This window comes from Gordonia sp. PP30 (assembly GCF_023100845.1).
Taxonomy (GTDB): domain Bacteria; phylum Actinomycetota; class Actinomycetes; order Mycobacteriales; family Mycobacteriaceae; genus Gordonia.
In genome coordinates this window covers 2,830,990-2,854,872 of the sequence record NZ_CP095864.1, presented here as the reverse complement: position 1 = coordinate 2,854,872, position 23,883 = coordinate 2,830,990, and the positions used below count along the sequence as shown (strand labels likewise).

The 23,883-nt window shown below is 69.0% G+C and carries 19 protein-coding genes and 2 tRNA genes; 10 read left to right on the top strand and 11 right to left on the bottom strand.

Going from position 1 to position 23,883, the window contains the following annotated elements; translation table 11 throughout:
- Window positions 1–60: 60 nt before the first annotated feature.
- Together MYK68_RS13185 and aceE are read right to left on the bottom strand one after the other, a co-directional pair.
- Window positions 61–987: a peptidylprolyl isomerase gene (locus MYK68_RS13185; RefSeq protein WP_247864137.1), complete on the bottom strand. Its 927-nt coding sequence runs from the start codon at window positions 985–987 to the stop codon at window positions 61–63.
- Window positions 988–1,199: 212 nt separating this feature from the next.
- Window positions 1,200–3,992 carry a pyruvate dehydrogenase (acetyl-transferring), homodimeric type gene (aceE, locus tag MYK68_RS13180; RefSeq protein WP_247864136.1) on the bottom strand — a complete coding sequence of 931 codons (2,793 nt, stop codon included), beginning with the start codon at window positions 3,990–3,992 and terminating at the stop codon, window positions 1,200–1,202.
- Window positions 3,993–4,197: 205 nt separating this feature from the next.
- On the opposite strand from aceE, the gene MYK68_RS13175 reads away from it, so the two are divergent.
- The 4 genes from MYK68_RS13175 (at window position 4,198) to MYK68_RS13160 (ending at window position 5,876) form a co-directional block, all read left to right on the top strand.
- Window positions 4,198–4,701, top strand: coding sequence for an Rv2240c family protein (locus tag MYK68_RS13175; RefSeq protein ID WP_247864135.1), 504 nt, complete (start codon window positions 4,198–4,200; stop codon window positions 4,699–4,701).
- Window positions 4,702–4,798: 97 nt separating this feature from the next.
- A complete protein-coding gene (locus tag MYK68_RS13170) occupies window positions 4,799–5,248 on the top strand; it encodes a DUF3052 domain-containing protein (protein WP_371306765.1) in 450 nt (149 codons plus the stop codon).
- Entirely contained in the window at window positions 5,248–5,724 is a 477-nt protein-coding gene (locus MYK68_RS13165) for a peroxiredoxin (protein WP_247864134.1), read from the top strand. The genes MYK68_RS13170 and MYK68_RS13165 overlap by 1 nt, the downstream gene beginning before the upstream one ends.
- Before the next feature lie 77 nt (window positions 5,725–5,801).
- A tRNA-Cys gene (locus tag MYK68_RS13160) sits at window positions 5,802–5,876 on the top strand.
- A 289-nt stretch (window positions 5,877–6,165) separates the two neighbouring features.
- On the opposite strand, the gene MYK68_RS13155 is transcribed toward MYK68_RS13160, so the two are convergent.
- From MYK68_RS13155 to MYK68_RS13145, 3 genes are all read right to left on the bottom strand, one after another.
- A complete protein-coding gene (locus tag MYK68_RS13155) occupies window positions 6,166–8,757 on the bottom strand; it encodes an acyltransferase family protein (RefSeq protein WP_247864133.1) in 2,592 nt (863 codons plus the stop codon).
- A gap of 200 nt (window positions 8,758–8,957) precedes the next feature.
- Complete coding sequence (locus tag MYK68_RS13150; protein ID WP_247864132.1) at window positions 8,958–9,875, bottom strand: GDSL-type esterase/lipase family protein; 918 nt, start codon at window positions 9,873–9,875, stop codon at window positions 8,958–8,960.
- Between the two features lie 89 nt (window positions 9,876–9,964).
- Window positions 9,965–10,777 carry a maleylpyruvate isomerase family mycothiol-dependent enzyme gene (locus tag MYK68_RS13145; protein WP_247864131.1) on the bottom strand — a complete coding sequence of 271 codons (813 nt, stop codon included), beginning with the start codon at window positions 10,775–10,777 and terminating at the stop codon, window positions 9,965–9,967.
- A 153-nt stretch (window positions 10,778–10,930) separates the two neighbouring features.
- Here MYK68_RS13145 and MYK68_RS13140 point away from each other — a divergent pair.
- A tRNA-Val gene (locus tag MYK68_RS13140) sits at window positions 10,931–11,002 on the top strand.
- Window positions 11,003–11,114: 112 nt separating this feature from the next.
- Here MYK68_RS13140 and MYK68_RS13135 read toward each other — a convergent pair.
- The 5 genes from MYK68_RS13135 to MYK68_RS13115 all read right to left on the bottom strand — a co-directional run bounded on the left by MYK68_RS13135 (window position 11,115) and on the right by MYK68_RS13115 (window position 17,047).
- Window positions 11,115–12,002, bottom strand: a complete 888-nt coding sequence (locus MYK68_RS13135) for an alpha/beta fold hydrolase (RefSeq protein ID WP_247864130.1) — start codon at window positions 12,000–12,002, stop codon at window positions 11,115–11,117.
- Window positions 11,999–12,451, bottom strand: a complete 453-nt coding sequence (locus MYK68_RS13130; RefSeq protein WP_247864129.1) for a MaoC family dehydratase — start codon at window positions 12,449–12,451, stop codon at window positions 11,999–12,001. Before MYK68_RS13130 ends, MYK68_RS13135 begins: the two co-directional genes overlap by 4 nt.
- A 27-nt stretch (window positions 12,452–12,478) precedes the next feature.
- Window positions 12,479–14,179, bottom strand: coding sequence for a PHA/PHB synthase family protein (locus MYK68_RS13125; protein ID WP_247864128.1), 1,701 nt, complete (start codon window positions 14,177–14,179; stop codon window positions 12,479–12,481).
- A gap of 3 nt (window positions 14,180–14,182) precedes the next feature.
- Window positions 14,183–15,703 (bottom strand): long-chain-fatty-acid--CoA ligase, encoded by a 1,521-nt coding sequence (locus MYK68_RS13120; protein WP_247864127.1) that lies wholly within the window; start codon window positions 15,701–15,703, stop codon window positions 14,183–14,185.
- A 132-nt stretch (window positions 15,704–15,835) separates the two neighbouring features.
- Window positions 15,836–17,047, bottom strand: a complete 1,212-nt coding sequence (locus MYK68_RS13115) for a PucR family transcriptional regulator (RefSeq protein ID WP_247864126.1) — start codon at window positions 17,045–17,047, stop codon at window positions 15,836–15,838.
- 553 nt (window positions 17,048–17,600) lie between these two features.
- Here MYK68_RS13115 and MYK68_RS13110 point away from each other — a divergent pair.
- From MYK68_RS13110 to MYK68_RS13095, 4 genes are read left to right on the top strand one after another with little or no spacing between them, the layout of a single operon-like run.
- A complete protein-coding gene (locus tag MYK68_RS13110) occupies window positions 17,601–18,245 on the top strand; it encodes an ABC transporter permease (RefSeq protein ID WP_247864125.1) in 645 nt (214 codons plus the stop codon).
- Window positions 18,242–19,483: an ABC transporter ATP-binding protein gene (locus MYK68_RS13105; protein WP_247864124.1), complete on the top strand. Its 1,242-nt coding sequence runs from the start codon at window positions 18,242–18,244 to the stop codon at window positions 19,481–19,483. The genes MYK68_RS13110 and MYK68_RS13105 overlap by 4 nt, the downstream gene beginning before the upstream one ends.
- Window positions 19,480–20,241, top strand: a complete 762-nt coding sequence (locus MYK68_RS13100) for an ABC transporter permease (RefSeq protein ID WP_247864123.1) — start codon at window positions 19,480–19,482, stop codon at window positions 20,239–20,241. Before MYK68_RS13105 ends, MYK68_RS13100 begins: the two co-directional genes overlap by 4 nt.
- Entirely contained in the window at window positions 20,238–21,224 is a 987-nt protein-coding gene (locus tag MYK68_RS13095; protein ID WP_247864122.1) for a glycine betaine ABC transporter substrate-binding protein, read from the top strand. Before MYK68_RS13100 ends, MYK68_RS13095 begins: the two co-directional genes overlap by 4 nt.
- 839 nt (window positions 21,225–22,063) lie before the next feature.
- On the opposite strand, the gene MYK68_RS13090 is transcribed toward MYK68_RS13095, so the two are convergent.
- Complete coding sequence (locus MYK68_RS13090; RefSeq protein WP_247864121.1) at window positions 22,064–22,867, bottom strand: spermidine synthase; 804 nt, start codon at window positions 22,865–22,867, stop codon at window positions 22,064–22,066.
- Window positions 22,868–22,870: 3 nt separating this feature from the next.
- On the opposite strand from MYK68_RS13090, the gene MYK68_RS13085 reads away from it, so the two are divergent.
- On the top strand, window positions 22,871–23,830 hold the full coding sequence (locus MYK68_RS13085; protein ID WP_502798252.1) for a cobalamin biosynthesis protein: 960 nt from the start codon (window positions 22,871–22,873) through the stop codon (window positions 23,828–23,830).
- The last annotated feature ends 53 nt before the right edge of the window (window positions 23,831–23,883 follow it).

Sequence of the window (23,883 nt, the reverse complement as noted above, 5' to 3'; positions counted from 1 at the left end):
AACGGGCAGCGGGCAGGCCGGAGCGGGGAGCGGGGCGTACGCGGTGCTGAGCGGTGAAGTTCAGTCGCGGACGTCGACGTGTTCGATGTCCAGTGGGGTCTTCGGGTTACCGTCGTCCGCGGTGCCGGCGGCGCCGGGGATGATACCGCCGCGGGCGACGTCGTCGATCACTCTCATTCCGGCATCGCCGACGTGCCCGACGATGGTCAGGGTGGCCGGAAGTCGGGAATCTCTGGTGACGATGAAGAACTGGGCGCTGCCGGTATCGGTGGTGCCCATGGAGGGGTCGTTCCGGTTGGCGATGGCGAGGGTGCCGCGCGGGTAGATGTACGCCTGATCCATGCCGAACGGGGTGTCGTCGCCGGGGGCGGTCGCTAGGCCGATGGGCAGCTCGTCCGGGCTGGTCCAGCCGGGGCCGGAGGCGCCGGTGCCCGTCGGATCGCCGCACTGCAGGACACTGAGCGTCTCCTTGGCGACGAGGCGGTGGCAGGAGGTGCCGTTGTAGTAGCCGTCCTTCGACAGCGAGACGAGGGCGTTGACGTTACACGGCGCCTTCGCGCGGTCCAGGGTCATCGGGACGTCGCCGTCGTTGGTCTTCAGCGTCATCGTGACGGTGCCGGTGTCGGGAGCCTTGGACGGCGGCTTCGGTGCGCTGCGCTGCTTCTGACTGCCCTCGCGCAGCAGTGTCAGGTACGCCTCGCCCTGAGCCTTCTGGTCGGCCGGTGCGGCCTTGACCTGGGCCTCGACCGAGGCGATCGTGGCCTCCCAGTCGAAGGGCGCGTCGGTGTAGACACAGTCGGTGTGACTCCCGCCCTCCGCCGTCGTGCCGCCGCCGTGCCGGGTCAGGAGGAATGCGGTGATCCCGGCGGCGATCACCGCCACCACGACGACCGCGCCGATCACCGCGACGACGATCGGCGCCACGTTCCGCCGCGGTGCCGGTGACGGGGGTGGCGCCGATTCGGGTGGGAGCGGAGGCTGCGTCACGACGGGCTGGTCCTTTCGGGCGGTCGGCGGACATCGCGGTCCCGCCGAATAGGGCCCGCTCAGCGTATCCGCCCCTGACCGGCGGATCGGATTGTCGTCCGAATGGGGGAACGCGCTCGTGGTGTGGGAGCTTGGCTTCGTCGCGGGCTCGACCGTCATGATTCCGCTCGACCGGCATGCCGGTCGAGCGGAATCATGACCACGCGGACGGACTACGCGGAGCCGGGGTCGGCGGTGGAGACCGGGGCGGCCGAGACGTCGGTGATCGCGTACTTCTCGGCGGCCGCGGCGGGTACCGAGCGGTCGATCTTGCCGTCGCGGGCCAGGGCGGTGAGCACGCCGACGGCGATCGAGGCCGCGTCGACGTTGAACACGCGGCGGGCCGCCGAGCGGGTGTCGGAGAAGCCGAAACCGTCGGTGCCGAGCGTCAGGTAGGTGCCGGGCACATAGGCGCGGATCTGTTCCTGCACGGCGCGCTGGTAGTCCGAGGCGGCCACGAACGGGCCCTCGCCGCGTTCCAGCAGTTCGGTGACCCACGGCTTGCCGACGACGCCCTCGCGCAGCTCCCGCTTGTCGCATTCGACGCCCTCGCGGGCCGGCTCGGTCCACGACGTCACCGAGTAGACGTCGGCGGCTACGTTCCAGTCCTCCGCCAGCATGTCCTGGGCGAGCAGGCCGTCGCCCATGGTGATGCCGGAGACCAGGATGGAGGCGCGGTGCTCGCCGGCTGCGGCGGCCGGGCGGTAGAGGTAGATGCCCTTGCGCAGGCCCTCCAGGTCCAGATCCGCCGGCTCGGCCGGCTGGTGGATGGGCTCGTTGTAGACGGTGAGGTAGTAGTAGATCTTCTCCGGATCGTCCCCGTACATGCGGCGCAGGCCGTCCTCGATGAGGCGGGCCAGCTCGTAGGCGAAGGCCGGGTCGTAGGCGACGACGCCCGGGTTGCTGGCCGCGAGCAGATGGGAATGACCGTCCGCGTGCTGCAGGCCCTCGCCGGTCAGCGTGGTACGACCGGCCGTCGCCCCGATCACGAAGCCGTGCGCCATCTGATCGGCGGCCGCCCAGAAGCTGTCACCGGTCCGCTGGAAGCCGAACATCGAGTAGAAGATGTACAGCGGGATCATCGGCTCGTTGTGGGTCGCGTACGACGTCCCCACGGCCGTGAACGACGCCGTCGAACCGGCCTCGTTGATGCCCTCGTGCAGGATCCGCCCGGTCTGATCCTCCTTGTAGGCGAGCATCAGCTCGGCGTCGACCGACCGGTACAGCTGCCCGGCCGGGTTGTAGATCTTCAGGGTCGGGAACCACGAGTCCATGCCGAAGGTGCGGGCCTCGTCCGGGATGATCGGCACGATGCGCTTGCCGATCTCCGGATCGCGCAGCAGTTCTTTGAAGATGCGGACCAGCGCCATGGTGGTGGCCACCATCTGCTTGCCCGACCCGCCGGAGACGGCGCGCAGCGCCTTGGTGGTGTCCGGCTTCAGCGGCTTCGGGGTCAGGTGCCGCTTGGGCAGGAAACCGCCGAGATGCTCCCGGCGCCCGAGCATGTACTGGATCTCCGGGGAGTCCATGCCGGGGTGGTAGTACGGCGGCAGATACGGGTCGGCCTCGAGCTGCTCGTCGGTGATCGGGATCCGGTTGGTGTCGCGGAAGGCCTTCAGATCGTCGAGCGTCATCTTCTTCATCTGATGGGTCGCGTTGCGTCCCTCGAAGTGGCTGCCCAGGGTGTAGCCCTTGATGGTGTGCGCCAGGATGACCGTCGGCTGGCCCTTGTGGCTGAGGGCGGACTGGTACGCGGCGTAGATCTTGCGATAGTCGTGCCCGCCGCGCTTCAGGTTCCAGATGTCCTGGTCGGTCATGTCCTTGACCAGTTCCTTGGTGCGCGGGTCGCGCCCGAAGAAGTTCTCCCGGATGTAGGCGCCGTCGTTGGCGCGGTAGGTCTGGTAGTCGCCGTCGGGCGTCTTGTTCATCAGATTCACCAGGGCGCCGTCCTGATCCTTCTGGAACAGCGTGTCCCACTCGCGGCCCCACACCACCTTGATCACGTTCCAGCCGGCGCCGCGGAAGAACGACTCCAGCTCCTGGATGATCTTGCCGTTGCCGCGCACCGGGCCGTCGAGGCGCTGCAGGTTGCAGTTGACCACGAACGTGAGGTTGTCGAGGTGGTTGATCGCGGCGATCTGTGCCAGGCCGCGCGACTCGGGCTCGTCCATCTCACCGTCGCCCAGGAAGGCCCAGACGTGCTGCTGCGAGGTGTCGGAGATGCCGTTGTCGTGCAGGTAGCGATTGAAGCGTGCCTGGTAGATGGCGTTCATCGGGCCGAGGCCCATCGAGACGGTGGGGAACTGCCAGAACTCCGGCATCAGGCGTGGGTGTGGGTACGACGGCAAGCCGCCGCCCAGTCCGGCATGGCTGTGCTCCTGCCGGAAGCCGTCCATCCGCGCCGCGTCGATGCGGCCTTCCAGGAAGGCGCGCGCATAGATGCCGGGGGAGGCGTGGCCCTGGATGAAGATCTGGTCGCCGCCGCCGGGGTGCTCGAGGCCGCGGAAGAAATGGTTGAAGCCGACCTCGTACAGCGACGCCGACGACGCGTACGTCGAGATGTGGCCGCCCACCCCGATCCCGGGCCGCTGCGCGCGATGCACCATGATCGCGGCGTTCCAGCGGATGTAGGCGCGGAACCGGCGTTCCATGTCCTCGTCGCCGGGGAACTCCGGCTCCAGTTCGGTCGGGATGGTGTTGACGAAGTCGGTCGAGGTGAGCGACGGCAGTTGTACGCGCTTGTCGTCGGCGCGCTCGAGCATCCGCAGCATCAGGTAGCGGGCGCGCTCGGGGCCGGCGGCCTCCAGCATGGCGTCGAACGATTCCAGCCACTCGTCGGTCTCGGTGGGATCGGCGTCGGCGAGATACGACGCCACTCCGTCCCGGATCACCTGCACGCGATTGGTGCTGGCGGGAGGCCCTGCGTTGACTTCGGCCTGGTCGGTCACGATTTCACCTGTCTGCATTCGTCGGTCGGGCCCGTGGGTTCTGGGCCGCGGAAGGATGAGCCACAAGGGGTGCTGCGGCCTCCTCCATCGTGCACGATCTCACAGAGATCGGCAGCGGATGCGGGCGTCACAGCGGATGAATCTCGGCACACGATGCACGCGGCATGACACCGGTGCGGCAGGATGTGAGATCAGGGTCAAAAGACCCGAGGGAGGAGGGAACGTGCGACCGAGTGCGCGCATCATCGCCGTTCCGCTGCTCTGCGCCACCGCGGTGCTGTCCGGCTGCGGCGGTGAGAAGCCGGCACCGCCGCCGCAGTCGATCGGGGTCACCACCGTGACCACGCAGTCGCGGGAAGGCATCGACGCCGCCATCGCGGTGTGCCGGCAGGTGATCACCTCGGCCGGCGTGATGGTGCGCGACTACAACGCCTTCGTCGCGCGCCTCAACCAGACGCAGGACTACGCCAAGATCGACACCGAAGACCGGTACGCGCGCGACACGCTCACCACCGGCGCCGACCTGATCCGGAAATCGCTGAGCCCGGCGGTCCCGGAAGACCTCGACGACAAGGTGCAGCGCTTCCTCACCGCGACCGATCAGCTGTCCGAGCAGATCGGCAAGCGGCGCAAACTCTCGCTCAACAAGGCCACCGACGACTGGAGTTCGTCACGCACCGAACTGATCGACGCGTGCGGCGAATTCATGCCCACCGGAACCGGTTGACGCGTCCGGTGTGGGTGAGGTCTGTTCTCCGGCGCGTCTAACCCTCTAGGGTTACCGTTGTCAAGAAGACGAAAGCCAGGCCGTGCTCGCTCCGCGAATGGAGACGAGTCAGGAGATCAGGAGGTCACACCCGGTGGTAGCCACCACGGAGGACGGAAATGTCGGCAAGCTCGGATTCACCCATGGCATGGTGATCCAGGAGCTCGGGTGGGATGAGGACACCGACGACGACCTGCGTGCCGACATCGAAGACGTCATCGATGCCGAGATGCTCGACGAGGACGCGGTCGACGTGATGGACGCGGTCCTGCTCTGGTGGCGCGACGGGGACGGTGATCTGGTGGACGCCCTGATGGACGCCATCGGTCCGCTCGCCGAGGGCGGCTTCGTGTGGGTCGTGTCCCCGAAGACCGGCAAGACCGGGTACGTCGACCCGAGCGAGATCGCCGAGGCCGCGCCCACGGCGGGCCTGAGCCAGACCAAGGTGGTGAACCTCGGCGACTGGTCGGGTTCGCGTCTGGAGTCACGGCCGCGCGGTAAGCGCTGATGGCGGCCGCGCCGATCCCGGTCGGCTCGATCGCGCCGGACTTCGTCCTGCGTGACCAGAACAATCAGGAGGTCGCCCTCGCCGCGCTGCGCGAGAAGGGCGCCGTCCTGGTGGTCTTCTTCCCGCTGGCCTTCACCGGTACCTGCGAGGGCGAACTCGGCTACATCCGCGACCACCTGCCGCAGTTCGACGACGACGAGCTCTCCACGGTCGCCGTCTCCGTCGGCGCGCCGCCCACGCACAAGGTGTGGTCGTCGGCGCAGGGCTTTCTGTTCCCGATCCTCGCCGACTTCTGGCCGCACGGCGCCGTCGCGCAGGCCTACGGCGTGTTCGACGACGCCCGCGGCATCGCCAATCGCGGCACCTTCCTGATCGACCGCGACGGAACGGTGGCGTTTTCGGCGATGGTCGGCCCGGGGGAGGCCAGGACCGTCGAGACCTGGGATGCGGCGCTGGCCGCGAACACCGCGACCTAGACGGCCTCGCCCGTTCCGCTCGCCGTGAGCGCATCCCTCGGCAGACGGCGGCGCACTCGGCAGAATGACGGTCACCCGCGGGTGTGGCTGAGTGGCGAGGCAGCTGTCTGCAAAACAGTGTGAGGCGGGTTCGAATCCTGTCACCCGCTCCACGGTCGACCCCGGCTTGACGGCTCGCCCGGCGGGCCGGGCGGGGCATCAGCCCGCCCCGCCGGCCCGAGCCCGCAAGGGCGCCCTTCGACGCCGCGTCGTCGCACGTGGTTCCTGAGCGGAGGCGAAGGGCTCCGCCGCGCCGGCTCAGGACCCGGGGCGAGGCGAAACGGACCGGCCGGGGAGGGCGTTTCGACACGGACTCGCCTAACGGCTCGTCCGGCTCAACGGGCTATGTGGCGGCTTGTCCGGCTCGACGGGCTATAGGACGGCTCGTCCGGCGGACGCGGCCTAGGTGTGCTGGTCCTTCGCCGGGGGTTCGACGGTGTCGATCGAGCGGAGCACGCAGCCCTGCGGCGGCAGGTCGTCGGCGGGGAACTCCGTGGCCAGGGCGGTCGCGATCATCCGGGCCCGTTCCGCGTTGCCCTCCGGCGTGTAGTGCACGCCGTCGAGGAACCAGTCCTGGTGCACCGCGCCCGCGAGGTCGTACACGCGCAGGTTCGGGTAGCGCTCGCAGGCCCGGATCAGGGCCTTGTTGAACCGCTGCATCGCGCGGTTGTTGTACGCCGGGTTCTGGTTGAGGCGGTTGGTGATGATGGTCGGCCACAGCACCGGCTGATCCTTCAGCGGACGGAGGAGCCGGTCGATGCGCATGTCGGCCGGTCCGGCGCCGCCTACCTCCATGTTCGCGGTGTCGTTGATGCCCATGTTCATCACCCAGCAGCCGCGCCATCCGCGGGCCAGGTCCGCCTGGATGGATTCGGCGGCGTTGGGCTGGTCGTTGACGCGCTCGAGGCTGGACCGGCCGCCGACGATGTCGGGGTGGAAGATCCTCGCGCCCACCCGCTTGTACTGCCCTTCCAGGCGGTCGGCCGGGTCGGGCTGCATGTCGGGCTCGTTCATGCCGAGCGACGTCGAGTCGCCGACGTGGATCACCTCGGTGCAGCGGGTCCGCCGTTCAGCGGGCGGCAGCGTCGGGCCGACCGGGTGGTTGGTGGGCGTCTTGGCCGTCGGATCGTCGAGCGAGCCCAGATCGGACGACGACGACAGCGCCCGCACCACCGTCATGTCCGGGTTCAGCAGGCTCGATCCGACCAGGAGCGCCACCGCGAGGGTCAGGAAGCCGAGTACCGACGCGATCGGGCGCACCATGGTGCGGCGCCGGGACCGGCGGGTGTCGGGGATGACCACGACCAGGCGCTCCCGCGAGCGCTCCGAGTCCGACCGGACGTCCGGAGCCGCGGTCTGGGGCTGCGGCTGGTCGTCGCCGGTGCCCGATCCCTCGGCTCGGGTGCCGGTATCGGCTCCGTCGGTCTCCGTCTCGGTATCGGGTCCGGGCTCGTCGTCGGGGGCGGCGGACTCCTCTGCTGGTGCGTCGGCGTCCTCGTCCTCATCGGACTCGGTGCCGGGTTCGTCGGTGTCGGGCTGTTCGGCGTCGTCCTCGGAACCGTCCGGTTCCGCGCCGGGACCGGCGTCGGGATGCCGGGTGGCCGGCGGCTCGTCGGTGTGATCGAGGACGATCATCGCCAGCGCGGGCGTACGTTCCTCGGCGGCCTCGTCGGCGGGCTCCTCGGCGACGTCGCCGGCGGTCTCGTCGGTGGACGCGGTGCGGCCGAGGACGCCGGTGAGGTCGACGGGTTCTTCGACGACCGTGCGTGGCGGCGGTGCCGCGTCGGCGAGGGCGAGATCGGGCAACACGATGATCCCGGCGTCGTCCGCGGGTGCGGACACATCGGCGGCGACGGCGTCCCCGGCCGGTGCGGCCGGCGCCGTGTCGGGGTCGGTCCGGCGGCCGGTGAGCGCACCGGCGAAACCGTACTTGCGGATCGGATTCTCGATGAACCGCCACGACAGGCTCGCCAGCAGAACGGTGACCGCGAGGGTGACGATGGCCCCGACCCAGGGGGAGTCGGTGCGGACGGCCAGCGGAACGAAGGCCACGACCGGCATGTGCCACAGGTAGATCCCGTACGACCGCTCACCGATCCAGCGCAGCGGCGGCAGGCTCAGCAGCGTCGCGACCAGGGTGTCTGGGGCGACCGCCGCGGCCAGGATGCCGAGGGTGGCGACGGTGAGCAGGGCCAGCCCCCAGGTGTAGAGGCCCATCGAGTTGTCGTGCGTGGTGAGGACGAGGTACACGATGGCGCCGATGCCGGTCAGGCCGAGGACGTCGAGCCAGCAGCGCTGCGTGTGGTTCACCTGGCGCTTGCGCGCGGGCCACCAGAAGGCGAGGGCGGCGCCGAGCAGGAGGCCGCCCGCGCGAGTGTCGGTGCCCTCGTAGGCGCGGGTGTTGTCGAAGGCGGGGGAGGCGAGGGCGTCGAGCAGCCAGAACGAGCCGAGCGCGAGGGCCACGATCACCACCGTCATCACCGCGCGCCGCTTGAACACCAGGAACATCAGCGCCAGCAGCAACGGCCAGACGAGGTAGAACTGCTCCTCGATCGACAGTGACCACATGTGGCTCAGCGGCGTCGGGCCGCCGAACCGGTCGAAGTACGAGGTGCTCGATGCGATCGTGTACCAGTTGTTGACGTAGAAGAGCGCGCTGATCGCTTCCCACAGGTAGCTGAGGAAGTTCTTGGGCACCGCGATCGCCGCGGTGATCAGTGTCGCGACCAGGACCAGGATCACCGCGGGCATCAGGCGCCGGGCCCGGCGCAGCCAGAAGGTCTTCAGACCGAGCCCGCCGGTGCGTTCCCGGGTGAAGATCAGCAGCGACGTGATCAGGAAGCCGGACAGGGTGAAGAACATCCCGACCCCCAGCAGGCCGCCGCCGAAGCCGGGGACGTCGAGGTGGTAGAGGACGACGAAGATCACCGCGAGGGCGCGGAGGCCGTCGAGCGCGGGGAGGTACGACGTTTCGTGGTGAGTCGGCCGTGGCATACCGCGCGCGTGCTCCTTCGCCGTGGGCTACGGGGGACGTCGCGGCCCTCGAGCGTTCCTCCCGAGCGAGTCTCCCCAGGCGCCGGGCCGCAAAGTTCCATTCTACGACGGCGGGCGCCGGACCGGTGTCGGCAGATCGGACGAATACCGCCCTGACCCGGGCATTCCGGTCGTGAGATCGTTCACACCGGGCGGGCCGCTCAGCGCCCGGTCAGGGCCTTGGGCGGCGCGGCGGCGGCCGGGAAGGCGGTCGCCAGGGCGGTGGCGAACAGGCGGTTGCGCTGGGCCAGCCCGTCGGCGTTGTAGTGGATGCCGTCGACGTACCAGGAGGGCTGCGCCTCCGCGGCGAAGTCGTAGATGCGCAGGTTCGGATAGCGGGCGGCGGCGCGGGTGAGGGCGGCGTCGAACTCCCGCATGTGGGTGTCGGCGTACGCCGGGTTCGACGGCGCGGCGGTGGCCACCGTCGGCCAGAGCACCTGCTGGCCCTTCAGGAGGTTCATCACGCGGTCGATGCGCTGGTCGGCGTCGACGGTGGAGCCGACCGCGATGTCGGCGGCGTCGTTCACGCCCATCGCGATCACCCAGCAGCCCGTGCGGCCCTTGGCGAGTTGCGATTGGATCACCTGGACGGCGTTGGGTTCGCCGTTGACCGTCTCGACGATCGAGCGGCCGCCGGCGGCGTCGAGCACGGTGTTCTTGACGCCGACGCGCTGGTACTGGCTGCTGAGCCGGTCGGCGGGGTCGGTGAACTTCGCCGGGTCGTCGATCCCGACGGAGGTCGAGTCGCCGATGTGGGTCACCTCGGTGCACGAGGTGGTGCGGTCACCGGTGGGCAGCGAGCGGGGTGTGCCGGGCTGCGGGACCTGCGGGATCAGCAGGGTGAACAGCGACGGCAGGTCGGCGGAGGAGTTCGACGTCTCCGGCAGCGCTTGCAGGATCTGGCCCGCGACGCCCATCAGCTCGTCCGCCGGCGCCGCGGAGGCGCGGGCGGGGAGGGCGGCCGCGCTGCTCGCCGCCACGGTCAGTCCGGCGAGGAGCGCGGCGGTGCGGACGGCAGCGGTGCGGCGCGCGTGGCGGCGGGCCGGTCGTGGGCGGCGGAGGATCGTCTCAGTAGTCACAATAGATACATTGCAACTCACCAGTCACTTATGTTTCAAGTTGGAGGGCGCATCGGATCGGTCACGATCGCCGGTCCGGACGGGGTGGCTCAGATCATGTAGTGCAGACTCGCGACGATTCGGCGGCCGAGTTCCTCGTCGCCCTCGATCGTCACGCGTGCCGGATCGGCGGTGGTGCGCCCGCCGATGAGCCGGGCCCAGTCGGCGAGGCCGACGCGCAGGGTCACGTCGGCGGGGCCGTCGAGTTCGGGCACGATCGCGGCGCGTTCCTCGACGGCGACGTGCACCTGCCGTGGTGCGGGGCCGGTGAAGTCGACGGTCACCGCGGTGCCCGCCGGCGCGCCGGCCTTCTTGCCGATCAGGAAGGGGAGCGAGGCGCTCATCTCCTTCCGCGCCCAGGTGGCCGGCAGGAGGTCGTCCGGTTCGCCGAGGCCGAGCGTGTCGCGGATATCCACCTCGTGGATCCAGCAGTCGAACACCCGGATCCGCATGAACCGGCCGTACGAGTCCTTCCCGGCGGGGGTGAAGCCCTCGGCGTCCCACTGCTGTTCGGTCATGCCCTCGAGGGCGTCGAGCCGCTGCGCGGTGACCTCGCGGAAGTCGCGCATCAGCTCCTCGCGGGACCGGGCGCGGTAGTGGTCGAGCCACTTCTCGTTCAGTTCGCCGATCGGATTGCGGACATGCTCCAGCGCGGCGACGTCGCGCGTGGCCTCGATCTCTCGGCCGGTCAGCGACCACTCGGTGCCCGCGATGTGGGCCACGATGTCGGCGACGGTCCACCCGGGCAGGATCGACGGCGCCGACCACTGCGCGTCGTCGAGGCCGGAGGCCAGTGCGTCGAGCGTGGCCCACTCGTCGCGCAGGGCGTCGATCACGGGCTGCCGGGGGATGCGGGTGACCATCGTGGTCTCCTCTTCTCGCGGGCTGGGTGCCTAACGCTAACCCCGACGCCCGGGTAGCGGGAGGATTGTCTCCCGGCGCGCCTCGCGGCCCGGTTTGGGGCAGGCCAGCGGGGACGGTATCTTTCTCACAGTCGGCGGCCCCGCCCCGATCGCGCGCACATAGCTCAGCGGTAGAGCCCTGGTTTTACACACCAGTGGTCGTAGGTTCGATCCCTACTGTGCGCACCTCTCCTGCCGAACGGGTGGTGTCGCTGCGACTTGATGGGTGGCCGCCCGCCGGCTCAGGCGGAGCCGGCGAGTGGTCGGCATTCGGTCACTACCTGGCGGTTGCGGGGCTCTACCCGCCCGGCGTGAGCCGGATCTCGATGCCCGGCCGCTTGCGGCGCGTGGACGGTGTGGTGAGTCCGAGGAAATCGTCGATCACCGGCCCGAAGACATCGGCCCGCATCACCAGATCGATGTGTCCGCCTCCGTGCGCGTGCACAGTCGCCCGCGGAAGGAGGGACGACAGAATCCGCGCATTGGCCATCGGGATGATCGGATCATCGGTTCCGGCGATGATCAGAGTGCGTTGACGAATCGCGGGCAGTGCGAAGATCGACGTCCACATCGACCCGGCGAGTAGTTGGTGCAGATACCCGCGGAGCGAACCGGCGTGGAGTTGCCGGACGAACAGTTCGCCGACATCGTGACCGTGTTCGCGGACCTGACCGCCGTAGAGGTCGGGAGCGATCGATGCGCCATACGACGGGTCGCGGAAGCGCCGCGGCGTCAGCATCTTCGATAGCACCGATGGTTTACCGGGAACCATGATCATGCCGCTGCCGGTGGCCACCAGGATGAGGCGCCGGCACCGGAAGGGATTCTGGAACGCGAATTGCTGCGCCAGTGCACCTCCCCAGGACAATCCCAGGACGTCGACGACATCGATCTCGAGGCGATCGAGCACCCGGCCCAGCACCCATGCGAGGTACGGGAATCCGTACGGCACCAGTGACGGTGGCGATTCGCCGGTACCCGGCACGTCGAAACGCACCACCGGGCGATTCGGATCAAGGTTGTCTACCAACGGGTCAAGGATCTCCAGGCTCGCACCGATTCCGTTGCAGAGCACAAGCGGAATGCCTATTCCGGGGCGGTAGCGGACGCGAATGCGCTGGCCTCCGGTGGCGAGGTAGACGTCGTCGGAAGAGGTTTCCGCCGGTGTGGGAGTCACGTCGTTCATCGGTAGAGCACCACGCATTCGGCGACGCAGGCCGGTCGTTGTCCGCCTTCGAGTTCGGCGGTCAGTGTGTAGACCACCTCGATGCCTGCCGGCTTGGACTGGGCCGCGGTGAGGGCGACGTGCCCGCGAATGCGGGACCCGACGGGGACCGGAGCGGGGAACCGGACCTTGTTCAGCCCGTAGTTCAGGGCCGCCGTGACACCGCCGATCTCGACGGTCTCGGCAAGGAAGCGCGGCGCCAGGGACAAGGTGAGATAGCCGTGGGCGATGGTCCCCCCGAAGGGGCCAGCTGCGGCGCGCTCCACGTCGACATGGATCCACTGGTGATCGCCGGTGGCCTCGGCGAACAGGCTCACCTGCTCCTGAGTGATCAGGATCCAGTCGGTGGTGCCCAGCGGGCTGCCGACGTGGTCGGCGATGTGCGAAAGGCTGTCGATTCGGGTTGTCATGATCTTCCTTCGGGAAATGTGTCCGGGTCAGTTCTCGAGCACGTAAGTGCCAGGCGCCGGGGCGAGGGGTTCGAATCCCGCGGCGCCGAGTGCCGAGGGTGCATCGACGATCGTGCCGCCGTGCTCGGTGAGCCACCGCAGGTGATCCGGCCACCAGGAGTCGGGCTTCTTCTCCGCGGCGTCCCGCCAATCGTCGGGATCGAGTTCGGCGTCGACGTCGGCGGTGCGAAACGATGCCTTGGGGTTGCCCGGTGGATTGACCAGTGAGGCGATATGCCCGCTCGTGGACAGCACATACCGGTTGCTCTTTCCGCCGAGGAGCGCGGCGCTGCGGTAGGTGGCTTGCCACGGGCAGATATGGTCGGCGACGCCGCCGATCACATACGAGTCGCAGTCGATGGCGCCAAGGTCCACCGGGGACCCGAGCATCGTCGCAGCACCCGGTGTGACCAGGTCGTTGCCAAGACCCATCAGAACCATGTCCTTGTGGAGTGCGGCCGTCATCCGCGTGGTGTCGGCATTCCAGAACAGCACGTCGAACGGTGGCGGGGTACGGCCCTGGATGTAATTATTGACCCAGTACCGCCAGATCAGGTCCGTAGGGCGCAGCCAGGCGAACATCTCGGCCATCGCGCGGCCGTCCAGGTACCCCTTCGACGAGGACTGCTGAATCGCCGCGTGCGCCGAGTGCTCGCTGGTCAGCGATGCGGTGAAGCCGGCCTGTGTCTGATCGAGGACCGTGACCGCGAGGGTGAGTGCACCGACCTTGTCGGCCTGTCCGGTCGCGGCCAGATGAGCCAGAACCATCGCGGAGAGAATTCCACCGGAGCAGGTACCGAAGACGTTGGTGGTGTCGGCTCCGGTGATCGTCTGAGATGCGTCGATGGCATCGATGATCGCCTGACCGTACGCATCGAACCCCCAGTTGCGGTGGCGTGCTTTGGGGTTGCGCCACGAGATGGCGAACACCTGCTGGCCGTTCTGCACGTAATACTCGATCATGCTGCGCTTGGGGGCGATGTCCATGATGTAGTACTTGTTGATCACCGGGGGGACCATCAACAGCGGGATGTTGCTGACCTGCTTGGTCTGCGGAGCGTACTGGATGAGTTCGAACATCTTGGTTCGCAGGACCACCGTGCCCTTGGTGGCCGCCACGGTCTCGCCGACACTGAACGCATCGGGCTCGACCATCGCCGGCACCCGTGGCTTGCTGGCCATATCCCGAACGAATGCCCTGAAACCGCGGTAAGCGGACAGCCCGCCGGTGTCGATGAGCGCCTTCCAGCCCTGAGGGTTGAGCAGAACGTTGTTCGTGGGCGCCAGACCCTCGATGATGTTGTCGAGGACGAACCGAACCTTCTCCGCGTCTTTCCAATCGAGATCGGCGGCGGCGTACAGCCTTTCCAGGGTATCCGAGGTGGCGAGATAGCTCTGTTCCAGCCTGCGCAGCAGCGGGTTCTGGGACCATGCCGGATCGGAGAATCGCTTGTCCGAGCGCGCCGGCACCCGCTGTGATCGGCCCAGCGCGATGGTGCCGATCTCCTTGGCGAGTCCGGCGCCCATCTCCGCCACCGAGATCGGTTGTTTGACCAGGGACGCGCCGAAGCGGGCGACGGCCCCGTCCGGGATCATCCGACGGGTGAAGGACTTGGTGGAGTTCACCAGGAGCAGATCGAGAGGGGCGGCGATCTCGCCGGCGGCCGCCTGATTCTGTGCGATGGTCATGGTTCAGGCCTCCTTGCCTGTCAGGGAATCGGCGACGGCGGCTGGGACGCCGATGTCGCGTTTCTGGATCTTGCCGGTGGCGCCGGTGGGGAGCCTCTCGACGAACCACACATGGCGCGGGTACTTGTAGGCGGCGACCCGCTCCTTGACGTACCTGCGCAGTTCGTCCTCGGTGAGCGTTTCGCCCTGTTTCAGTGCGATGGCGGCGCCTACCTCTTCACCGAGGGTGGGGTGCGGAACGGCGATCACTGCCGCGGCCTCGACGGCCGGGTGCTCGTAGATGACCTCCTCCACCTCGCGGGGATAGATGTTGAGACCGCCGCGAATGATCAGGTCCTTGGTGCGGTCGACGATGCGGAAGTAGCCGTCGTCGTCGTAGACGCCGATGTCTCCGGTGGAGAACCATCCATCGCCGTCGATGGCTTCAGCGGTGGCCTCGGGGAGGTTCCAGTAGCCCTTCATGATGTTGTGGCCGCGGATCTGCACCTCCCCGGGTTGCTCGACGGGAGCCGGGTTCCCCTCGACGTCGACGATGCGCATCTCGACGCCCTCGATGGGGGTGCCGATGGTGCCTGCCTTTCGGGTGCGATCGGGATGATTGAAGCAGGCGACGGGCGAGGTCTCGGAGAGTCCGTAACCCTCGAGGATCATCGCGTCGAAGGCGGATTCGAAGTCCGCGATCACCTGGGTCGGCAAGGCGGCCCCGCCCGAGATGCACACACGCAACGAACGGGTGTCGTCGTCGGCGGTGCGTTCGGAGATCAACGCCGAGTACATCGTCGGCACTCCCTCGAAGATCGTGACACGATCGGCGGCGATCGTGTCGAGGACCAGACGCGGATCGAATCGTGGGATGAGACTCAGCGCGGCGCCGGCGATCACCGCCGCATTGAGCCCGCACGTGAGGCCGAAGACGTGGAAGAGTGGCAGGCAGCCCATCACCACGTCGGACTCGGTGGCGGTGATCAGGGTCCGCTGGGTGACCTCGGCGTTGCGGCCGAGGCCGGCATGCGTCAGTTCGGCCCCCTTGGGTGCTCCCGTGGTTCCGGACGTGTGCAGGATGACGGCGGTGTCGCCGCCCGCCCGATCAATCGGGTGGTCTTGCGGGGTGCAGGATCCGATGGACTCGGCCAGCGTGTCGTCGACAACCAGGCATCGGGCGCCGGCCGTTGCCGCGCCGGTGCGAGCCTCGTCGGCGAAGGCCGGTGTTGCGAAAATCGCGGTGGCGCCGGTATTGGACAGGTAGTAGGAGATCTCGCGGGACTTGAGCAACGGATTCATCGGGACGGCGATCGCCCCGGCGCGCAGGATTCCGTAGAACATGATCGCGAACTCGGGCACGTTGGGCAGCATGAGTCCGACACGGTCACCCGGACAGACGCCCTGCCCGGTCAGATAGGTCGCGAAAGCGGCTGCCGCCGTGTCGAATGCGGAATAGGTGTAGGTGACGTCACCGCAGGTGAGTGCGGTCCTTTCGGGATGTCGACGGGCCGCGTCGACGAGATTCTGACTCAGATTGACCATGCTCGGACTTTCTCTCGGGAAGCCGGTTCTGCCTCCCCTCAAGCATGTGCTCCATCACTCTGCTGGGCGATGGTGCGAGAGACAACACGAATCCCGCTCCGAGTGTGCACAAGCACAGTCGGCCGGTCCGGATCAACCGTGGTGCGATTCCGGAACCGTCAGGCGCGCGTCCACCTCGAAGGCCAGGCAGAGTTCGGCGAGCTCGCGCGGAGACGTCGTGGAACGACCGGTGAGGTCTTCGATCCGCCGAAGCCGGTGACGCACGGTGTTGCGGTGGACGAAGAGCGCTTCGGCGGTGGCGGCGACGTTTCCGTCGGCATCGGTCCATGCGCGAAAGGTCTCGAACAACGGTTCGCGGTCTTCGGCAGCCAGCCCGTACAGGCGATGGAGCACGGTCTCGGCGAGGTCGGTGCTCACATCGGGGGTGCTGACCGCAGCGATGCCGAGCACCGAGTCATCGAAGACGGTGACCCCGTCGCCGGGGCCGCTGAGGGCGAAGCGCGCGTACCGGAGGGCCTTGGGGGTATCGGTGAGATCTGTGAATCGTGCGCTCACCCCGACGCGGCCGGTGGCCACCCGCCCGAGCAGATCCAGCAGAGCGGTGTGCATCTCCGCCGAGGGCACGTGCACCATGCCGATCTGCTGATCGGGGAGCAGCCGCCACGTCGAGCGCAGGTCGATGCTCCGCAGTTTGTTCTCGATGGCCGGCAGCGGCGGACCGCCGGGAGTCGACGTCGCGGCCACGGCGACATATGGGCCGCGGGCCGGCATGCGGACCAGCGCCGCGATCTCCCAGAGACTCATGTCGGCCGTGGTGCGCCCCTCGAGCAAGCGTTCAGTGAGGACGGCTCGTTCGGCGGCGTCGTCGAGAATCCGCTCGGTGGTGTACTCGCGGTGGGCTTCGGCCATGTCGGTCGCGAAACGGTCGTGGCCGATCCATAGGCGCTCGGAGGCCTCCAGGATCGCCGGTCGCGAGAAGCTGGTGTCGGCCTCGACGACGGCGCGGAACTCTCGCCACACCCCCTGGAAGCCGATCCGGTAGGCATGCATCAGCGAGGCCAATGGCACGCCGAGCGCCGCTCGCTGGGCGCCGGTGCGGCGGGCCGGTGTGGTGTCGAAGTTCGAATCGGTGGTGATGGCGTCGATGACGTAGGCGAAGTTGATCTGGACGACATCGTGGGTCATTTCACGCGGGACGATGTCCGAGGTGGCATAGAAGACGATGTCGCGGTGAATGGCCGCGGTGATGTCCTCGGACATCCGGCCGAGCCGCTGAGCGAGCGCCTCGCCGATCCGCGCCAGTTCGGCGGTGATCTCCGGATTCGCTGCGCTTCGGGGCACCATCAGAGCATTGTCGTCGGCATACGTGCCCGGAGGTGGCGGAATCGTCGGTTTCTGCCGTGCGGGATACCGCGTCGCCGGGCGACACGCCGTCCGGGCTCGACGGGTATCCGGTCCTGCCGCCTCGTCGTGGAACACGAGAACGACATCGACGTTCGTCGGGTTCTGTGGCACTCGCACGATTCGCGGGATCGTCGTCGGCAGTCGACGGCGCGCGCCTGACTCGCACGGTCCGATGTGCGGGAACGTGCCCTGACCGGGTCGCTGGATGTGCGCCGGATCACTCCACGACACGCGCGCTGACCTGCCGCTCGTCCACGACCCGGCGGATCTCGGTACGTTCGATACATCCGTAAGAAAACGATCCTTCGGGCGGTTCGCCCGGGTTCGCAGGGCGGAAGGACGCAAGACGATGCTCGCCGAAGACCGATATTTCCCCGACCGACGACGCCGTGATCGGCGGATCGGGTGCCCCGGCACCGGGACGGGGCGCGGAGTTCCCAGATTCCCCGGCCGCACGAGAGGAGTCGCCTGCTCGCCGGGAGGCCGGTGAGCGGTGAATCTCTGGCATTACATCTCCGGTCACCGCGGGACACTGACCTTCCTCACCTATCAGCACGCGTCGCTGTGTTTCCAGACGGTGCTCGTCGGCACCGTGGTGGCGATCGTGCTCGCCGTGGCGGTGTACCGGCTGCCGATCCTGTCGGCACTGACGCTGACGTCGAGCCGGGTGGCGCTGACCATCCCGTCGCTCGCGCTGCTGGCGCTGCTCATCGTGCCGCTCGGGCTGGGGGTGCCGCCGTCGTTCACGATGCTGGCCTTCTTCGCGGCCATGCCGGTGATCGGCAACGCCATCGTCGGCCTGCGCTCGGTGCCGCCGAGCCTGATCGAGTCGGCGCGCGGGATCGGGCTGCCGCGCTGGCGGATCCTGCTCACCGTCGAACTGCCGATGGCCTGGCCGGTGATCCTCACCGGGATCCGGGTGTCCACCCAGATGATCGTGGGCGTGGCGGCCATCGTCGCGTACGTCCTCGGCCCGGGCCTGGGCTCGCTGATCTTCAACGGGCTGTCCCGGCTGGGCGGCGCCAACGCGCTGGAGATGGCGTCGACCGGCACCATCCTCATCGTGCTCATCGCCCTCGTCTTCGACGCGCTGCTGGTCCTGCTCGGACGACTGACCATCTCGAAAGGTTTGACATGACCACCACCGGTACCGCAGGCGGGAACACCGACCGGGAGATCACCGGCGCCTCGATCGTGCTCGACGGGGTGGAGAAGCGCTATCGCGGGCAGTCCGAGCCGGCCGTCGCGCACCTCGATCTGGAGATCGGCGCCGGTGAGATCGTCACCTTCGTCGGCCCCTCCGGCTGCGGCAAGACGACGACGCTCAAGATGATCAACCGGCTGATCGAGCCCACGTCGGGGCGGATCGTGATCGGTGGCCGGGACATCACCCGGATGAACCCCGACAAGCTCCGCCAGTCGATCGGCTACGTGATCCAGTCCGGCGGCCTGTTCCCGCACTGGACCGTCGAACGCAACGTCGGCGCGATCCCGCGCGTCCTCGGCTGGGATCGCGGCCGCATCGCCGAACGCACCGAGTACCTGCTCGATCTGGTCGGCCTCGACCCCGCCGAGTACGCGAAGCGGCTGCCCAAGGACATGTCCGGCGGGCAGCAGCAGCGGGTCGGGGTGGCGCGCGCGCTGGCCGCCGATCCGCCGGTGCTGCTGATGGACGAGCCCTTCGGCGCGGTGGACCCGATCACCCGGGTGCGTCTGCAGGACAGCCTGATCGAGATCCACCAGGAACTGGGCAAGACGATCGTGATCGTCACCCACGACTTCGACGAGGCCACCAAGCTCGGCGATCGCGTCCTGATCCTGTCCAAGGGCGGGAAGATCGAGCAGTTCGCGACGCCCGCCGAGATCCTCGCGAATCCGGCGACCGAGTTCGTCTCCGAATTCATCGGATCCGGCGCCACGCTGGCGCAGCTCTCCTTCAGCCGGGTGGCCGACGTGCGGATGGACAAGGTGATGACCGCCCGCGTCGGCGAGCCGAGCGGCGAGGTCTCCGCTCGCGTCCGCGCGGCGGGCGGACGATGGGTGGCGGTGGTCGACGCGGCAGGCCGGCCGATCGCGTGGCCCTCGCTGGACGAGATCGAGTCCGCGCCGCAGATCGCCGCGTACGTGGACCCGCGGCTGTCGGTCGTCGCACCGACGTCGACCCTGCACGACGCGCTCGACGCCATGCTGGCCGCCCGGCAGAACGGCGCGCTGGTCACCACCGCCGGGGGCCGGCTGCTCGGCTACGTCAGCTTCCGCACCGTCGTCGAGACCATCCGCGGCCAGCTCGACGACGCCTACGCAGACGAACCCGACTACGCCCAATTCGCCGAGGTCACCGTCGCGGAGGCCACCGGCGAGGAGGGGGCGTCATGACGGCCGCGACCGGAACCGTCGCCCGGAGGCTGCGGCGGCTGCCGGTCGACGTGTGGTTCGAGCCGCTGGTGATCCTGGTGGTCGGCGCAATCTTCTTCCTCTGGTACGCGCGGACCACCTTCACCAGCACCGAGTCGGCGCAGCTGGAGTGGGCGGTGCTCTGGGGGACGATCGCCGACCATGTGATCCTCACGGTGACCGCCGCGGCGATCGTCCTGGTGATCGCGATTCCGCTCGGGATCCTGCTCACCCGGCCGCGGCTGACGCGGCTGACGCCGATCGCGGTGGGCATCGCGAACATCGGGCAGGCGGCGCCCGCGGTGGGCCTGCTGGTGCTGTTCACGTTCGCCTTCGGGACCGGCTTCCGTACCGCGGTGATCGGCCTGGTGGTGTACGCGATCCTGCCCATCCTGCAGAACACCATCGTCGGTCTGCGGCAGGTGGACCGGCGGGTGATCGAGGCGGCGCGCGGCATCGGGTACTCCGGTACCCGCACCCTGATCCAGGTGGAACTGCCGCTCGCGGTGCCGGTGATCCTCAACGGGGTCCGGACCGCGCTGGTGATCCTGGTCGGCACCGCGACGCTGAGCACCTTCATCGGGGCCACCAGCCTCGGCACCCTCATCACCACCGGGATCACGCTGTTCCTGCCGAAACTGCTGATCGCCGGCGCGGTGCTGGTCGCGCTGCTGGCGATGATCATCGACTGGCTCGGCCGCCTCGTCGAACTGGTGGCGACACCGAAGGGACTGTCATGACGCGGCGGGCGCGGCGGGCCGCGCCGGCGATCGTCGCGCTGCTGACCGCGGCGCTGCTGGCGGGCTGCGGTCTGGTCAGCTCCTCGGGCACCTTCCACAGCGCGAAGCTGCCCGACGGCGACCGGCCGCTGGCCGGGGCCCACCTGACCGTCGTCTCCAAGTCGTTCACCGAGCAGGTGCTGCTCGGCAAGATCACCGCGACCTATCTGGCCGCGGCGGGCGCCGAGATCACCGATCTCACCGGGGCGCCGGGCTCGGCGTCGGGCCGTCAGGTGATGGTCAACGGCGACGCCGACGTCACCTGGGAGTACACCGGCACCGCGTGGCAGGCCTATCACGGGCAGACGGAGGCGATCTCCGATCCACACGAGCTGTGGCAGCGCGTGCACGATCTGGAGGAGAAGCAGGGCCTGATCTGGCTGCCGCCCGCCGGATTCAACAACACCTATGCCTTCGCCACGTCGCGCCGCAACGCCGAACGGCTCGGCGTGCACACGCTGTCGGAGGTCGCCAAGCTCCCGGTGCACGAGCGGACGTTCTGCATCGACGACGAGTTCTTCAGCCGCGCCGACGGCATGCGGCCGATGCTGGAGGCCTACGGCATCCCGTTCAACACTCCCGACGGGGTGCCGCAGAACAACGTCACCCGGATGGACTCCGGCGTCGTCTATTCGGCGACCGCCGCCGGGAAGCCCTGCAACTTCGGCATGGTCTACACCACCGACGGCCGCATCCAGAACCTCGGCCTGGTGGTGATGCAGGACGACCGCAAGTTCTTCCTGCCGTACAACGGGGCCGCGGTGGTCCAAGAAGCGACGCTGCGGAAGTACCCGCAGTTGCGCGGTCTCCTCGGCGAGATCGCCGGACGACTGACCGACGAGGGCCTCCAGCAGCTCAACGCGAAGGTCGACATCGACGGGCAGGACCCGGCCGACGTCGCCTACGACTGGCTGATCGAGCAGAAGCTGGTGGTGCCGGACTGAGTCCGGTTCGGTGTCGCTGGCGAGGGGAGTCAGTCCGGCGGGTGGCCGATGAGCGGCCTCGCAGAAGCCATTTGTCACACCGCCCGGATGAGTGATTCCCGGTGTCGGCGACGGGCGTGGCAGCGTTCGCGGGCAGAAGCAGCGCTCGCGAACGCTGCTTGTGTACTGACGCGCTGCTTCGTGGCTCGGCGGCCGTCGGCGCGTGGGGGTCTGGACTCGATGGGCCGTGAGGTCCGTGTCCGGTGGATGGTCGGGCTCGGTGACCGTGCATGCCCTGGCGGCCTGGCCACCGTGCGGTGGTCAGACTGCCAGATGCTGTTCGAGGAGGAGTTCGACGCCGGAGTCGGTACCGGTCCCCGCGGTCCGGCGGTGTCACCGAGCCGGTGGTTCACGATCGGTGGCGGGAAGCGGTCCTCGGCCGCGCGACAGCCCGATCGCCTGCACGACACCCGGGTCCGAAGCGACTCCCGCCCACTGGTTGTCAACATGGTGTTGCGGGCAGAGCACGGGTGTCACGCAGGCGCGGCGGGAGACGATCCGCACCGCGGCCGGCCGATCACGCACCACCGGAGATCGCGAACCCCGGAATCGAGCATCTAGGAGACTGCTGAAGAATCAGGATGTTTGCCTCTGCCAGCTGGTTGAGCCGGTGACGAGCGCAGCGAGGAGCCGTGTCGAAACCCATCCTCATGTGGCTGGAAGTCGTTGTGTCCCAGTGCATGTGGCGGCGTTTCGACACGGAACTCCGCTAGCGCTCCGTTCCGGCTCAACGGGCTGCTGTAGGCGATCGCGGCCATTGTTCAGCAGGTTCCTGGACCGTGCTACGGCCTGGCAATCTCCTAATCGCGCAGGGGCGCGGCGCTGCGGGCGAAGGCGGCCACGTCGTCGCCTGTCACCAGGCGTGACGGTTCCGGGTCGCTGCGCAGCAGTCGCTGCAGCTCGGCGGAGCCGGGGAGCGGGCCGTCGCTCGCCACCACGACGATGTTCCCGCTTCGGCGGCCCTTCAGCATCGCCGGATCGGAGATCAGGGCCACCTCGGCGAAGACCTCGCGGACGGTGGCGACCTCGCCGCGCGCCGAGACCAGATCGCGACGGTCACCGCAGTTCGCCAGGTAGAGGCCGCCCGGCGCCAGCACCCGGCGTACCGCGGCGGTGAACTCCACGGTCTTCAGGTGCGCCGGGGTGAGCGACTCGGCGAAGGCATCGCGGATCACGATGTCGCGGGTGCCCTCGGTCAGCGACTCGACCACCTCCCGCGCGTCGCCGACCCGGATGCGCAGGCGGGGTGCGCGCGGCAGGTCGAACCATTCGCGGGCCAGCCGGGCCAGTTCGGCGTCGATCTCGACGGCGACGTGCCGGGACTTGGGGTAGCGGTGCGCGAGGGCGCGGGGGAGTGCGCACGCGGCGGCCCCCAGGTGCAGCACCCGCAGCGGCGCGTCGCGGGCGGGATGTGCGTCGTCGATGGCCGCGGCCATCTGCCGCATGTACTCGAATTCCAGGTTGGCGGCGTCGAACGGGTCGACGTGACTGCTCTGCGCACCGTTCACGGTCAGCAGCCAGCCGCCGACCCCGTCGCGGGTGAGTTCGGCGGTGCCGGTGGAGATCTCGAAGCTGCCGGCTTCGGGGGCGGGTGTGTGGGCCATCGGATGCCGATTCTAGCGGTCGGGTGCCGGTACCATCGCCGCGTGCGCAGACGTGACGGCGAGGCCCTGGGACTGGCGATCGGCGCCGCGGCGGATCTCGCTTTCGGTGATCCGCGCCGCGGGCACCCGGTGGCCCTCTTCGGCGGCGCCGTGGCCGCCGGTGAACGCCGGTGCTACCGCGACACCCGGCCCGCGGGAGCGGTGTTCGCCGCGTTCTGGATCACCGCCGCGACGGCCGTGGGCCGCCTCGCCGCGGTGGCCGATCCGGCCGGGACCGCGGCGGCCACCTTCTCCGCGCTCGGCGGCACCTCGCTCTGCCGGGTGGGCGGGCGGATCGCCGACGCGCTCGACGACGGCGACCTCGACGGTGCCCGCGCCATCCTGCCGAGCCTGGTCGGCCGCGACCCGAGCCTGCTCGACGAGGCGGGGATCTGTCGCGCCGCGGTGGAGTCGATCGCCGAGAACACCCCCGATGCGACCGTCGCACCGCTGTTCTGGGGTGCGATCGCCGGGGCGCCCGGCCTGCTCGGATATCGCGCGGTCAATACGCTCGACGCGATGATCGGCTACCGGTCGCCCCGGTACCTGCGTTTCGGCTGGGCCGCGGCGCGCACCGACGACCTCGCGAATCTGGTGCCGGCCCGGCTCGCCGCGGTGCTCGCCGGACTGCTGAGCGGGCATCCGGTGCGCACCGCGCGGGCGGTCCGCCGGGACGCCCACCGGCATCCGAGCCCCAACGCGGGCATCATCGAGGCCGCCTTCGCCGGGGCGCTCGGCATCTCTCTCGGCGGGCTGACGGTGTACGCGCACGGCGCGGAGCAGCGGCCGGTACTGGGCGACGGCCCCGCACCGCGCGCCGCGGACCTGCGCGCGGCGGTGCGGTTGTCGCGCCGGGTGCAGGTGGCGAGCGCGGTGCTCGCGGTGGGAGCGCGATCCGCGCGGAGCAGTCGGTCTGTGACATAGCGCGCAGACCGGGCACACGCTGTGACATGATCGGGCGGCCGGAACCGCGCGGG